This window comes from Gluconobacter sp. (assembly GCF_047722525.1).
Classification (GTDB): Bacteria; Pseudomonadota; Alphaproteobacteria; order Acetobacterales; family Acetobacteraceae; genus Gluconobacter.
The window spans coordinates 12430-25804 of sequence record NZ_JBDNYY010000005.1 but is presented as its reverse complement, the minus strand read 5'-3'; the positions used below and the strand labels follow the sequence as shown (position 1 = coordinate 25804).

The 13375-nt window shown below is 61.0% G+C and carries 9 protein-coding genes; 3 read left to right on the top strand and 6 right to left on the bottom strand.

Annotated features, from left to right (window positions below; genetic code table 11):
* Positions 1 to 17 precede the first annotated feature (17 nt).
* Positions 18 to 1793, bottom strand: a complete 1776-nt coding sequence (locus tag ABF859_RS06215) for a tetratricopeptide repeat protein (protein WP_415526918.1) — start codon at positions 1791 to 1793, stop codon at positions 18 to 20.
* A gap of 99 nt (positions 1794 to 1892) precedes the next feature.
* Here ABF859_RS06215 and ABF859_RS06210 point away from each other — a divergent pair, with 99 nt between their 5' ends.
* Together ABF859_RS06210 and ABF859_RS06205 are read left to right on the top strand one after the other, a co-directional pair.
* The gene (locus tag ABF859_RS06210) at positions 1893 to 2714 is read left to right on the top strand and encodes a uracil-DNA glycosylase (RefSeq protein ID WP_415526917.1); all 822 of its coding nucleotides are present in this window, start codon (positions 1893 to 1895) and stop codon (positions 2712 to 2714) included.
* A gap of 185 nt (positions 2715 to 2899) precedes the next feature.
* A complete protein-coding gene (locus ABF859_RS06205) occupies positions 2900 to 4864 on the top strand; it encodes a transglycosylase SLT domain-containing protein (RefSeq protein ID WP_415526916.1) in 1965 nt (654 codons plus the stop codon).
* Positions 4865 to 5023: 159 nt separating this feature from the next.
* Here ABF859_RS06205 and ABF859_RS06200 read toward each other — a convergent pair whose 3' ends face one another.
* Together ABF859_RS06200 and ABF859_RS06195 are read right to left on the bottom strand one after the other, a co-directional pair.
* Positions 5024 to 6784 (bottom strand): Hint domain-containing protein, encoded by a 1761-nt coding sequence (locus tag ABF859_RS06200; protein WP_415526915.1) that lies wholly within the window; start codon positions 6782 to 6784, stop codon positions 5024 to 5026.
* Positions 6785 to 7297: 513 nt separating this feature from the next.
* Entirely contained in the window at positions 7298 to 7876 is a 579-nt protein-coding gene (locus ABF859_RS06195; RefSeq protein WP_415526914.1) for a YqaA family protein, read from the bottom strand.
* A 145-nt stretch (positions 7877 to 8021) separates the two neighbouring features.
* On the opposite strand from ABF859_RS06195, the gene ABF859_RS06190 reads away from it, so the two are divergent.
* Positions 8022 to 8570 carry a cytochrome b gene (locus ABF859_RS06190; protein ID WP_415526913.1) on the top strand — a complete coding sequence of 183 codons (549 nt, stop codon included), beginning with the start codon at positions 8022 to 8024 and terminating at the stop codon, positions 8568 to 8570.
* Between the two features lie 73 nt (positions 8571 to 8643).
* Here the strand turns inward: ABF859_RS06190 and ABF859_RS06185 are convergent, their stop codons facing one another.
* From ABF859_RS06185 to ccmA, 3 genes are all read right to left on the bottom strand, one after another.
* Positions 8644 to 11931 carry a S41 family peptidase gene (locus tag ABF859_RS06185; RefSeq protein WP_415526912.1) on the bottom strand — a complete coding sequence of 1096 codons (3288 nt, stop codon included), beginning with the start codon at positions 11929 to 11931 and terminating at the stop codon, positions 8644 to 8646.
* A 136-nt stretch (positions 11932 to 12067) separates the two neighbouring features.
* On the bottom strand, positions 12068 to 12733 hold the full coding sequence (gene ccmB / locus ABF859_RS06180) for a heme exporter protein CcmB (RefSeq protein ID WP_415526911.1): 666 nt from the start codon (positions 12731 to 12733) through the stop codon (positions 12068 to 12070).
* A complete protein-coding gene (ccmA, locus tag ABF859_RS06175; RefSeq protein ID WP_415526910.1) occupies positions 12730 to 13365 on the bottom strand; it encodes a heme ABC exporter ATP-binding protein CcmA in 636 nt (211 codons plus the stop codon). The genes ccmB and ccmA overlap by 4 nt, the downstream gene beginning before the upstream one ends.
* Positions 13366 to 13375 lie beyond the last annotated feature (10 nt).

Genomic DNA, 13375 nt, shown 5'->3' with positions numbered 1-13375 from the left:
GGTCGTATCTGAAAAGGTCATTGTTTCAGTTCGAAAGCTGCGAGATGGGGGCCGCCGTTCTGGAGCGCCTGCATGAGCAGGGCGCGGTCCTGTGGCTGGGGGCTGTCGTCAAGGGACTGGTTCCACTGGTCCAGCGCTTCGGTCTGCCGGCCGAGATACCAGTAAGCGACGCCGAGATGATAGCCGATTTCGGCGTCACTGGGTGCGTGTTCGGCGGCCTGAATGAGGAGGGGAAGCGCCGTCTTGAGGTCTGCGCGGTATTTGAGGAGGGCCCAGGCGTAGCTGTCCTGGATGGAGGCGTCCGCGGGCTGAAGATCGACGGCCTTTTTGAGCATGGCGAGGGCCTGTGCCTGATCGGCGTCATGCTCGATATTGGCGTAACCGACGAAATTGAGCACTTCGGGCTGGTCCGGGGCGAGTTCGAGCGCATGCTTCATGTCGTCCTGCACCATGGGCCAGTTGCCGCTTTCCTCGGCAGCCATGGCACGGCCAAGCAGGATGGGCCAGAGGACTTCCTTGCGGGGCGGAGAGGCCTTGAGGGCGCGCGTGTACAGATCGACGGCCTGAGTATGGTTGCCGCGCTGGTCTTCAACCTCGGCAAGCTGGATCAGGAACTCGGGATTGTCGGGACGGAGCGTCAGGGCACGGTGCAGGGCGTCGGCTTCCTGTTCGGGGTCGCCGGAATGCAGGGCGAGATTGACCCGTTCCTGCGCCGCCAGGGCGGCGAGGGGGTCGGAAGAAGGGATGCTTTCCAGTTCGGCCAGACCGCTGGAAACCTGGTTCGCCTCGCGGAAAGTGTCGGCCAGGAAGATGCGGGCCATGGTCAGGCCGGGATCAAGGAAAATGGCCTGTTGCAGGGCGATGATGGCAGGATCCCGCGGGATGCCGTCCTGCTGGATGGCGTCCGTAATCATGAGGGCGATCTGCAGGTTGAGGACCGCGCCTCCGAGAGCCGGGGACGGGCTTTTCAGGTGGGGGAGGCTCTGCTGGACCGGGCCGATGACCAGGGATGCCAGGGGAGACGTCACACCGAGAGCCGTTATGGCGTCACTGGCTTCCTTGTGGTGACCATGCCGTTCGAGCCATCCGCCATAGAGCTGTGCATAAAGGATCTGGAGCGTCAGCGGATCGCCGGGAGCATTTCCCGTACGGTGATAGAGCTGTCCTGCGAGTTGGGGGGTGGGGAGGCGCTCGGCAATCATGGCGGCGTGCAGAAGGTAGAGCCTGCGGGTCGAGGGCTGGGCGGCGGCTTCCGCAAGCAGGTTCAGGGCCTTGTCGACATGATTTTCGGCAGCGAGGCTCCAGGCCATGAGAACGGGGGCGGCAATCGCGACGAGCGGGCCGTGATGGGGACTGCGGGTCAGGATGCGGCGCATTTCGGCCCAGTCCTGCCGGGAGAAGGCATCCTGCGCGAGAATGAGGGTTCCGATATCGCTTCCGGAGTCGCGGTCAGGCAGGGTGTTGGCCAGTCTGACGGCCTCTGCCTGATGTCCCGCCATCGCGGCGTAACGCAGTGCATCCTGCCGCAACCGAAGATTGTGCGGCGAGAGTGGCAGGGCATGGGAGAGGGCCAGATTGGCGGCCGGAACGTCTCCGCGCTCCATCATGACGATCGCGGCCATCATCCAGCCGGTCAGGGAGTTCTCCGGATTGACGGCTGGCTTTATGGCTGGAGGAACGGCGGCCGCGACGGTTCCCGTGAGGCAGCCGCCCAGCACGAGAGCGGGAAGCGCCAGACGGAGCGGGCGGGAAAAATCCTCGAATGATCTGGGCCAGCCGCGTGTGATCTGCATAATGGGCGAAACTCTAGCCCTCTTGGGGTTCTACGCCAACCGGCATCCCTTTCGGGACCGCATGGTGCGGGACCGGGAGGCAACCAGAACGGATAGACCATGACGCCCCAGCCAGTCGTGAGCCGGGCCGAACTGCTGGCCGCGCTCCAGCTTCAGTATGAATGGGGAGCCGATGAGGCTCTGTGCGAACTGCCTGTGGATCGTCTTTCCGAGGCGGTGCCCCAATTGCCGCCGCGACGGCCTTCAGACGTGCCATCGGGAAAAAGCGGACGTCAGGATGGACTGGGACCGGTTGCGACGAAAGCGGATGGAGTACCGGCAGGGGGCATAAATCTGCGGGCTGTGGAAGAGGCTCCTGATCTGCCGACGCTGATGAGGCTGACGGCGGCGCCCGACGACCTGTTTCTGGCCCGGACCGCCACCCATCGGCTGGAGCCGGTTTTCGTGGAGGATGCTCCCTTCATGCTGATCGGTGAGGCGCCCGATGCGGATGAGGACCGGTCAGGGGCGCTCTTCGCCGGGGAGGCGGGTGCTCTTCTGGAAAAGATGCTGCGCTCGGCGGCGATGGACCGGAGTCAGATTTCGATGGCGCCCGCCCTGCCATGGCGCCCCCCTGGCGGCCGGACTCCGAGTGATGCGGAAATGCAGGCCTGTCACCCCTTGCTGCTGCGGACGATTGCCCTGTGTCGGCCACGTTTTCTGGTGACGATGGGTGTGACGCCGCTGAGGATGCTACTGGGGCCGGAAGCCGCTGTGGGACGTCTGCGGGGGAAGTGGACGGAGGTTCCGGTGCCCGGACTTGCGACTCCGGTGCCCCTCCTGCCGATGCGTCATCCGCTTCAGTTGCGGGCCAGTGCGGCTGCGCGGCGGAATGCCTGGCAGGACCTCCTGATTTTGATGGAGAAACTGGCGCCGGAGTAATGAGGACTGAAAAGGTACAAATGGCAGCGTTAAAAAACTTCGGGAAAACGTAAAAAAACGCGCGAAGACAGGCGTTTGCCACTGGATTGTTTTGGGGTTGGGTTATATCATTGCCCAGTCCAAGGCTGTAAGAAGCTTAACAAGTTCTTGCCAATGATACGCAAAGCGGGTAGCAACCCGCTGCTATGCGAAGGACAACCCCTTTCATTTCAGGCAGTAGCGCGCGGGCTTTGCTCGTCAGCATACTGATTCTGGCCGGCGGCTCGCTGTCGCCGGCGCGTGCCGAAAGCACACGAAACCTCCCTCCCCAGCCGGAGCGGGTGGGGGATGAGACTGCGTTTGCCGAAGCCCGTCCCTCCCTGGGGGGCGATGGCGTCGTCTCGCTTCCACATCCGCTCAGTGCTGCCGCAGCGAGCCGTTACCGGCTGATCTTCCAGGCCCAGCGGGAAGGGAATGCGCGCATCGTTCAGGACCAGATGCGTCTGCTGACGGACCATGTCCTGCTGTCGGATGTGCTGGCCGAGCGTTATCTGGCGCCCGGTGCCCATCCGGCGGTCGAACAACTCCGGGAGTGGCTTCATGATTATGCGTCCCAACCCGATGCCGTGAACATTCAGGCCCTGCTTCTGAAAATTGCGCTTCCGGGGACGGTGCAGCCGCAGTCTTTCATCCGTCCGCTGGCCGCTGATGCGCGGGCTGACGATGTGAAGGGCGTGTCCCCCCCCGTTGACCCGGTGATGCATGCCTTTGTACGCAATCCGCTGCTGGACCGGACGGTTCAGGAGCGCGTGCTCTCAGGCGTGCGGGGGGCGGAAAGTGCGCTGCATCTGGTGGACATCACGCCCGGGATGACGGCGCCTTATGCCGCCCAGCTTTATGGCGAGGTTGCGCTCGGCCTGCTGTCGCAGGGGAAGACCCTTCTGGCCCTGCGCCATGGCAGCGCAGGCTTTGGCCGTGGAAACAGTCAGGTCGGGCTGCCAGCCTATGTGGCGGGGCTTGCGGCGTGGCGCGAAGGACATATCGAAGCGGCTTACGATCTGTTCCAGTCCGCTGCGAATGCGCCTGTTACCGCTGTCGAGCTTCGCGCTGCGGCGGCCTTCTGGGCAGCGCGCGCCGAAGGGCGGCGTCATGACATGGTCGGTTACGTCAAGTGGCTGCATCGCGCGGCCATCCATCATGAGACGTTCTACGGTATTCTGGCTGCCCAGACGCTTGAGCTTGGGCGGCATGGTCATGCGCGTCTTCCGGATGGGGGCGTTGAGGTCACGCTGCACGATCCGGTTCCCGTTCTTGCGGAAATCGATGTCGAGGCTGTGGGCGCTCTTCCGCAGGGGCGTCAGCTCTTTGCGCTGTTGCAGATCGGCGAGCGGATGCGGGCCGAGAACCTGATCCGGCGCATGTGGATGGATGTCGCGGCAGATAGTGCGCGGTCGCGCTCGCTCCAGCTCGTGGCGCAGGCTGCGGGTTATGAGGATCTGTCCGAACAGCTCGCATCCCTCATCATGCATCAGGAAGCGCAGGTGACGAAGCCGACGCCGCTTCCGCTGCCTTCGTTGAAGCCCAGTCACGGGTTCCGGATGAATCCCGCTCTGGTCTATGCTCTGACGCGGGTTGAATCCAATTTTGATCCCTCTGCGACGTCGGGTGCGGGAGCGCATGGTCTCATGCAGATCCGTCCCGTGACGGCCAGTTTCGTCACCACGTCGCACATGACTTATGATGCACATGGCGTGGCGGTGATCCCTGTTGCTCCGGACATGGTCAGCCGACTGCACAATCCGTCTTCCAATCTGGAGATCGGTCAGCTCTACGTCCTGTATCTGGCGAACCAGTCGAGCCGGGTTGCGACGGTTGCGCCGCCTGAGGGGGGGGATCTGGTCCGGGTACTGGCGTCCTATAATGCCGGACCGGGGGCCATTGCCCGCTGGGAAGGGGCGCAGAAGGCGGACATGCATGATCCGCTGTTTTTCATGGAAACGCTCCCCAGTGGCGAGACGCGGGACTATGTCCATCGCGCGCTGACCTACACATGGCTGTATGCGCATCGCATGGGGCTGCCCTCTCCGTCACTGAAGGCGTTGACGCGCTCTCAATGGCCATCATTCGGGGAAGAGCAGGCCATGGCGCATGAGCGGATGGCGCTTAACTGAGGTGTCTTGATTGAAAAAACCCCGGCCTGGACCGGGGTTTTCGTGCCGTTCAGCATGCATATCCTGTTGCGGATAGAGATGCCTGCGTGAAGAACGTGGAGCCGCTCACGGTCCAGACAAGAGCCGTGAGCGGACTTTCAGGTGTTTTTCCTGGAAACATCAGGCCCTGAGGGCCTGCGTTTCTTTTGTGGTCGCATCGTCAAGAAAATAGGTTCCACTCGCCAGAATGGTGATGGAAAGAACGCCGAAATGAAGGGGCGCGCGCTCGCCGAGCGGAATAAGAGCGTTGCCGGTTGTCCAGCGGCAGCGGGCATTTTCCGGCTGGGACCAGCCGTCGAGAGGCTGAGTGTTCAGGTGGTCTTCAAGATCGGTTGTGGTCCCGGAATCAAAAAACACGATATCCCCGACCAGAACGCCAAGGGTGCGGCGGTCATCAACAAACGGGCCGATTGTGTCGCACGGACGCGAAGAACGGGACATGAGCCTTACCGAGTTGATACCCGGCGGGATCATGAACAGCGTCCGGTTCTTCGTCTGCCGCATCGGATAGATGACCTGACCATCCGAGGCGAGGAGATGCAGGTCGGGATCTTCCGTTTTCTCCAGCGTCTGCACGCTGTCTGTAACCGGATGGGTCTGCTGCTGAAGAGCGCGGGCGTCGATCTGTCGATAAAGAGGCTCGACAAAGTCCCGGCTGACTTCCAGGGGGGCTGCCGCGTCGGCCCAGCTCTTGTGCTGACCGCCGATGGCAAGGATTTTTCCATCCTGCCGGAAAGTGTGCCGGTTGCCTGTGTCGAGATAGCTTTCGGTCAGCATGCCGTCAGCCATGATGACAGAATGATCTCTGGTCTCGATATGGAAGTATTCATAGGAGGTCACGGACCGGTCGTAGAAGATCGACTTGCCGTTTACGAGCATCCGGGCAGGAACAAAGCGTCCGTCCATGAACAGGCAGTGTTCTGCCGTGATCAGCATGTCCTTGTGAGGGACATTGTCTGCGATGGCGTTGGCAAGGATGCGGACGGGATAGCCGGCCTGGTCATCTGGAAGGGCCGGGTTGGTGGTGGCCTGTCGCCGGCCGGTCCAGATGACCTTGCGGGCAGAAGGTGTCCCCTCATACCACGCCAGGATTTCATCGCCCGTGCGGATATCCTGGATCGGGGTTTCGCCGGATGGCGTGCGGACCATGGAGTCAGCAAGGAAGCAGACACCAATATAGGTGTTGCCGTTGGAATAGGTGATCTTGAGCGGGTTATTGTCAGCGTTCAGGGCATTGTAGGTGCCGGCTTTGAGGGTGGCACCACTGGCCAGGGTAACGGTATAGGTTGCGATCTGTGTATTGTTGTTGCCGCCGAAAAGCGTAACAGTCCGCGAGGATCCCGTACCAGAGATTGTGTAACCGCTAATTGCAGTGACCGTATTCTGTAGTTCGATTGTGTCTTTGGTCGGATTGTAGTTGGTGATGCTCGTTCCGCTCAGGTTGATGAGCGTTCCGCCACCATTCAGGATCAGTGTTCCACCACCAGTACCGAAATTGATTGTGGACCCTGTCAGGACGCTGGCGAGGTTGGAGCCGGAAACGTAGGTTCCGCCTGCACTGATATTGATGGTGGATCCCTGAAGCGCGCTGGCGACGAGACCGCTGGAAAAGGACAACTGGCCGCCCACGACGTTCAGCGTCAGTCCTGACACTGCACTGACGCCCAGAGAAACAGTTGTGTCGCCGCCAATATAGAAGTTAACGGAACTCAGGGCATTCAGAAGAATATTGATGTCGCCGGTTGATCCGGGAACAGTGACATAAGTGCCGCTCAGTAAGCTTGCGAGGACGTTTACTGAACTTGAACCAGTGACAATATTACCGGTAGGGACACCAGAAAGAGTGTAAAGGGTATTCCCCGCATGGTCTTGAATGGTCACACTGCTTGTGAGCCCTAAAAAACCAGTCGGAGTGACGGTGTAAGTAGCATCAGCATCGCTATACGAAGTCATGCCAATTCCCCTTTTTGTTAGGATTGAGCTAACATATGTCCCTCTCCAAATGACTAATGTTTGTCATTTAAAAACAGGACATCTTTACTTCGAACTTTCTGCCGATTCGGATCAATAAATAATTAACTCAAATATAGTTTACTGGATCAGTATTTTGGTCCGAAAAACTTTGATTGTGTTTTATAAACAGATTGTTTCGTTGTTAATTTTTCTGATATTCACGCTTCATAATAGGAAATTTAAAATTCTATATTTATTGGGCGTGAAACTAAGCTTTTGATTTATGTCAATTTTTTTACTGATTGAGTTTTAAAAAAATTAACAAATATCCAATCTGTCTTGTCGATGTTTGTTTTTTTTCTGGAATATGTTCTTCAGGACGTAACTATTCTGTTCAGTCCCTCTCGGGACTGCAGGGCAGTTGCAGATATTAAATAATATTTAAAGAAACTCGATTAACGCGATACCCAGGGCAATGAGAAGCAGCGCAGCCATAAGGACAAGAGCCAGACGTTTTTCAATGAAGTTGCGGATGGGTTCGCCAAAGGTGCGAAGCAGGGCGGCTTCGAGGAAGAAGCGGGCGCCACGGGTAACGATACTGGCGGCGATGAAAGGAAGCAGGGAGAAATGGGCGGCGCCAGCGGCCAGCGTGACGAATTTGTAGGGAAGCGGGGTCAGACCCTTGGCGAGAATGATCCAGACACCGTAATGGCGGAACATGGCTTCCAGGTTCAGGATGCGCTGGTCGGCATGATAGAAATGGGCGATCGGCATGCCGACATGTTCCATGAGGAACGCGCCCAGGATCCAGCCGATCAGTCCGCCCCCGACGCTGGCCAGCGTACACACGAACGCCAGAAACCAGGCGCGCTCGCGGTTGGCGAGCAGCATGGGCACGAGCATCAGGTCCACCGGCAGCGGAAAGACCGAAGCCTCCGCCATGGCAACGACGATCAGCCACCAGACTGCACGAGGAGAGGCGGCCAGTTCGGTGATGCGGGTGTACAGCAGTGTCAGCATGGCGGTCGGGTGTTCCTGTGAGAGCGTGCGTGCTGTCCTAGCCGTCCGGCGAGCGCTTGAAAATCCGTAACCCTGTGTCGTGTGTGTTCCGGGAAAGGAACAGGCTATAGGAAACCGGCCTGTTCTTCCGGAGTACCGCCGTTTCATGGACAAGACCCTTCCGCCGTTCCAGCGTTATTCCCTCGTGGCGAGGATGTTCCACTGGGGAATGGCAGCAATCATCATTCCGCTCTGGCTTCTGGGGTTCTATGTGGGACGGATCATGCCGCATGCGGCGACGCCGCAGAAGGCGCTCCTGCTGCTGATCCACAAGGAAATCGGGCCGTTCATCATCATCCTGACGGTCCTACGTCTTGTCTGGCTGGCGACGCATCAGCCGCCCGCCATGTCGGCGGACATCCCGGAGGAGGAGCGTCTGGCCGTTCAGGTCGGGCATCTGGGGCTGTATGTGATGATGCTGGTCGTGCCGCTGACGGGATGGGTGCGGAGTTCGGTTCACGGGCTGCCGATCCCGATGATGTGGATCGTGAATCTCCCACCTTTGGCGCATAAAGCTCCGGTTTTCGTCCCACTGGTGAACGTGCTGCACCAGTTCTCGTCATGGATTTTGGGCGTGCTGATCGCCGGGCATGGGATTGCGGCGCTGCTTCATCGCTATGGCCGGAAGGACAGGGTCATGGACCGGATGCTCTGAAAACGGGTTTTTAATGAAAAAGCCCCTGCACGATGGCGCGTGCAGGGGCTTTTTTGTGGTCTGACGTTCCCGATTATTTGGGTGCGGCGGGCTGCTGGGCCGGGAAGGGCTCGGGTTTGAGGCTCAGGCGCGGGTGGTCGGCCATGTCCTTGCGGAGCCAGGTGATGGCGGCATCGAGCTGCTGGTCCTGTCCGTTGAAGGTGGCGACCGGCATGTTTTCGACCTCGATGTCCGGAGAGACGCCCCTGTTCTCGACCAGCCAGTGGCCGTTCAGGTCGAAATACGGGTTCTCGGCCGTGCGGGCATTGCCGTTGTCGATCAGGCGATCCCCGTCAGACAGCCAGACGCCCGCGCCTGCGGTACGCTCGCCAAGCAGCGGGGCGATATGCAGGGACTTGATGCCTTGCGAGAAGGTCTCGCCGTCCGAATAGGTCATTTCATCAGACAGGACGATCAGACGGCCCTGGAAGGACTGCTGCATGTCCACCGAAGGTGCATTGCCGTAGCGGCCCCAGAACATCCACGGACGACGCATGAGCTGGGTCAGGACCCAACTGTCGATATTGCCGCCCGTATTGCCGCGGACGTCCACGATCAGGCCGTCCTTGTCGATATTGGCGTAGAACTCGCGGGCGAAGGCTTCCATGTCGTCGCCGACCATGGATTGCAGATGCAGGTAGCCGATGCGGCCGTGGCTGGCGCGGTCGACGACATCCGCGCGACTGACTTCCCAGTCACGGGCACGCAGATCCCGGTCTTTCGCGTAGGAAACGGGTGTGACGATGACCTTGTGGTCTTTCCCGGCCCGCGAGAGCGTCAGGAGAACCTGCTTTCCGGCCTGATCGGCAAGGAGGGAGCCCAGATCGGGCTGTCCGGCCGTGGGCTGTCCGTTGACGGCGGTGATGAGGTCCCCGTCGCGGGCATCCACGCCGGGTGCGGCCAGCGGAGACTGCTGGTCCGGGAGGTCGCGGTCGCCCTTATAGATGTGGTCGATACGGAAGCCGTTGTCTTCATGCGTCAGATGTGCGCCAAGGCCTGCGATAAGGCTGAAAGCGGGCTGATCGACGGTCGTGGGCGCGTGGAGCTGCGAGTGCATGGCGCCAATTTCCGCCACCATCTGGCCGAGTAGATCGTCAAGATCCGCACGGTCGCCTAGTCGGTCCACGAAGGGCGCGAAATGGGCGCGCACGGCTTTCCAGTCCACGCCGTGCAGGTCGCGGTCATAGTAATGGTCGCGGTGCAGGCGCCAGGCGTCCACGAACTCGTCCGACCATTCCTGTCCGGGATCGATCCGCAGGCGTAGGTGGTCGAGCTCGATCTTCTTGCCAGCCAGTTCCTTGGGCTGCTTTTCGCCAGCGGGTGTCAGGAGCAGGGCGGGGGCGTTCTTCCCCTTGCGGCTGAGGGTCAGGAGGGTCTTGCCATCCGGGGTGATGTCGAAATCAGAAATCTTTGCGGCGTAGGTTTCGATCTTGTGTTCGTTATTGTCGATATGGATCGACTTCAGATCGCCGGGGCCATCGCCCGAGCCGGAATTGTCGATCGTGAAGAGATAGTCGTCAGAAACGCCGAGACCTTCGTAGTCTCCGGCGGGGACCGGAGCCTGATAGAGGCGTGTGGCAAGACCGGCCCATTCGATGGCGGGGAGTGCCTTTTTCCTGTCGCCGTCTTTCTTCTTGGCATCCTTCTTGTCGGCATCGGGCTTCTTGTCCGCCGGGTCCAGTTCGGTGGCGGGCTGGAACGGGAAGCGCTCGCCAGACTGGAGGGCCAAGGCGTAAATGCCGGTCCGCTTCGGGAAAGCCGGACCGATATTGCGGTCACCCCAGGGAGAGCCATTGGACAGCGAGAAGGTGCGGTCCGAGAGGAACCACAGCCATTTCCCGTCCGGAGAGAAGCTCGGAGTATAGGATTCGTAACGTCCGTCCGTGACCCAGTTCGTCTGGCCGGTAGCGGGAACGTAGAGCGCGATCTGGCGACGCAGGTTTGCACCACGGGTACGAACGAAAGCCAGAACATGACCGTCCGAAGACCACGACAGGGAGTCGAAGGTGTTGGTGCCGTCCTGCGTGGCGTTATCCACGAGTTTGTCGGCTTTCGTGGACAGGTCCGTCAGCCACAGGTGACCCAGAAGATCGGTATGGGCGGCGTATTTTCCATTCGGCGAAAGCGACAGGATGACGGGTTCGGTCGGGGAGGGCTGGGTAATGGCCTCACCCTTGCCGCTGCCGTCTGCTGCGAAACGCCAGAGAGCGGAATCACCGTTGACGTCACTGAAGGCAATGACGGATTTGCCGTCCGGCGTGATCTGGGCAAGGCGCAGGCGGACGTTGTCAGGCGTTGCGAGCACGACGATGCGGCGCGGGGAGGGGCCGGCGACCACGACATGGCCGCGCATGGTGAAGGCTGCGGTTTCCCCCTTGGGGGAAATGGTCGAGGCGGTCAGGAAACGCGTCGGCTTCTCCAGCCAGTACGGGCTGCGGGGAAGATTGTCGGAGGTCAGGTCCACTTTTATGGGGGTGGTCTCGCCGCTCGCCAGATTGAAGTCGAACAGATCCGCGCCCTTGCGCAGTGCGATGTGGTCACCGGAAATGGCGGCTTCGAGGACGCTGTAATCCGTGAAATGGGTGAGCTGTTTTGTGTCCGAGCCGTCCGGGGCGAGGCTCCACAGATTGTAGCGGCCATTTTCGTCGGAAATGACGATCAGTCGGTCGCGCCAGGGCATCGGGCGGATGAGATTGGCGTCATGCGTGCCAATGCGCTCGGCTTCCTTGCCGTTCTGAAGATCGAAGCGCCAGAGCTGGGAGAGTGCGCCCCCGCGATAGGCGCGCATGTGATCGCCCGTCGTGGCGAGGCCGAAGCGGACGGCATAGAGCCAGCGTCCGTCCGGGCTGATGGCAGCATCGTTGACGCCGGAGAGCGGAAAGACGTGCTTTGCGCTGGTCTTCGGGTCAATGGCGGTGACGGTCTGGGTGTAATACGGGCCCGTGGCAGCGGGGGCGGCGTAGAGGATACCGGCATGGGTGTCCCAGCCGATGATCTTCAGCCGCGCAACGTTCTCGAATGTCAGGCGCCGGGGCGTGCCGCCGCTGCGGGGCATGACATAGATTTCGGTCGGGCCGTCGAAATTGGCGGCAAATGCGATCTGGGTGCCGTCCGGAGAAATGACGGGGTGCGGATCAATGGCGTTTGCGCCCTGCGGCACGGTTGTCAGGCGCCGGGCCTGACCGCCCGAGAGGGGCACGCTCCAGACGGACTGTTCGGCGTTGAACAGGACGGTCTGGCCGGAAATCGAGGGTTCACGCAGATAGCCGGGCTCGGCCTGCGCGATGCCAAGGCTCAGGCCCATCAGGGCTGCGCAGGACATGAGGGAGCTTCTGAGCGATGGACGTAATGGCATGATGATGATCTCGACGTGAAACGACTGTGATCCAGTCGTTTCACAAAGGAGTCATGTCGTCAAAGGCCCCTGGATGACATCCTGTTAAGGTAGGGAACTTCCTTTATCCAACGGCGGCCTTGAGCCCCTGTCCGGCGGCGAGAGGGCACAGCGGCAGGCAGGCGAAGAGGCACGCCCCCAGCAGATCCAGACTGGCGGCGGGTGATGTCGCGAGCTGTCCGGCATAGGACGAAGCCGCACCGAAAATCAGGACCGGCGTTGCGAGGGGGAGGACCAGAAGCGGCAGCAGCACGCCTCCGCGCCGGGCGCCAAGGACGATCGAGGCCGCCATGCCCCCTAGAAGCGAGAGGGACATCGTGCCCATTGTCAGACCGAGCAGCAGCAGCGGAAGTTCGGAGCCTTTAACCCCGAGCATGATCCCGAGAGGAATGCTGGCGATCAGGAGTGGCAGGCCGGTGGTCAGCCAGTGTGCCGCCATCTTGGCGAAGGCCACGGCGGCCGGGGCCGGGCCGGTCAGCATCAGCAGGTCGAGGGAGCCGTCCTCGAGTTCCGCACCGAACAGGCGGTCCAGCGGCAGGAGGCAGGCGAGGAGGGCACAGACCCAGATAATGCCCGGCCCCATGTGTCTTAGCAGGTCTGGTGAGGGGCCGAGCGCCAGCGGGAACAGGCTGCCACAGAGGATGAAGAACAGCAGCGAGGCCAGTGTGTCGGCGCCGAAGCGGAAGGCCAGACGGAGGTCACGGTCGATCAGGGCAAGGAAAGCGGTCATGACAGCCAGAAGGAGTCCACATGCGCGAGCGACGGCAGTTCGTGCGAGCGGGTGTTTTCAAGGGGAAGCGGCATATGCGTCGTGACGATCATCGCACCGCCTTTGGCGCGATGGGCGGCCATGACGGCGCCGAGGCGTTGGATGCTGGCGACGTCCAGCCCGACCGTCGGTTCGTCGAGCAGCCAGAGCGGGGCACTGGAGAGCATGACGCGGGCGAAGGCGGCGCGGCGTTTCTGCCCCGAGGAGAGGAGGCGGGCGGGAAGATCGGTCAGATGAGTGAGGTCCAGCGCATCAAGTGCATCAGACAGACTATTCGTGCCAAGTTTTTCAGCCAGAGCAAGGTTCTGCGCCAGCGTCAGTCCGGGCTTGAGCGCATCCTGATGGCCAAGCCAGGCGAGGTCGCCATAACGGATGACCTTCCCTGAATCGGCGCGGCGCAGGCCCGAGATCGTGCGCAGAAGGGTGGATTTCCCGGCACCGTTCGGGCCCGTCAGGATCATGGCGTCCCCCGCATCCAGCGTCAGGGACACGCCGTCGAGAACCAGTCTGTCACCACGGAAAACCGTGACATCCTCGACATCGAGCAGTCGTCCGGGAACGGAGGGTGTGGGGAAGTCAGACGGGCTGGTCATCAAAGGGTCT

What these genes read in the sequence shown, in the direction of transcription:
- ABF859_RS06215 (WP_415526918.1), bottom strand. Translation starts at nt 1,793, where the DNA reads ATGCAGATCACACGCGGCTGGCCCAGATCATTCGAGGATTTTTCCCGC.
- ABF859_RS06210 (WP_415526917.1), top strand. Translation starts at nt 1,893, where the DNA reads ATGACGCCCCAGCCAGTCGTGAGCCGGGCCGAACTGCTGGCCGCGCTC.
- ABF859_RS06205 (WP_415526916.1), top strand. Translation starts at nt 2,900, where the DNA reads ATGCGAAGGACAACCCCTTTCATTTCAGGCAGTAGCGCGCGGGCTTTG.
- ABF859_RS06195 (WP_415526914.1), bottom strand. Translation starts at nt 7,876, where the DNA reads ATGCTGACACTGCTGTACACCCGCATCACCGAACTGGCCGCCTCTCCT.
- ABF859_RS06190 (WP_415526913.1), top strand. Translation starts at nt 8,022, where the DNA reads ATGGACAAGACCCTTCCGCCGTTCCAGCGTTATTCCCTCGTGGCGAGG.
- ABF859_RS06185 (WP_415526912.1), bottom strand. Translation starts at nt 11,931, where the DNA reads ATGTCCTGCGCAGCCCTGATGGGCCTGAGCCTTGGCATCGCGCAGGCC.
- ccmB (WP_415526911.1), bottom strand. Translation starts at nt 12,733, where the DNA reads ATGACCGCTTTCCTTGCCCTGATCGACCGTGACCTCCGTCTGGCCTTC.
- ccmA (WP_415526910.1), bottom strand. Translation starts at nt 13,365, where the DNA reads ATGACCAGCCCGTCTGACTTCCCCACACCCTCCGTTCCCGGACGACTG.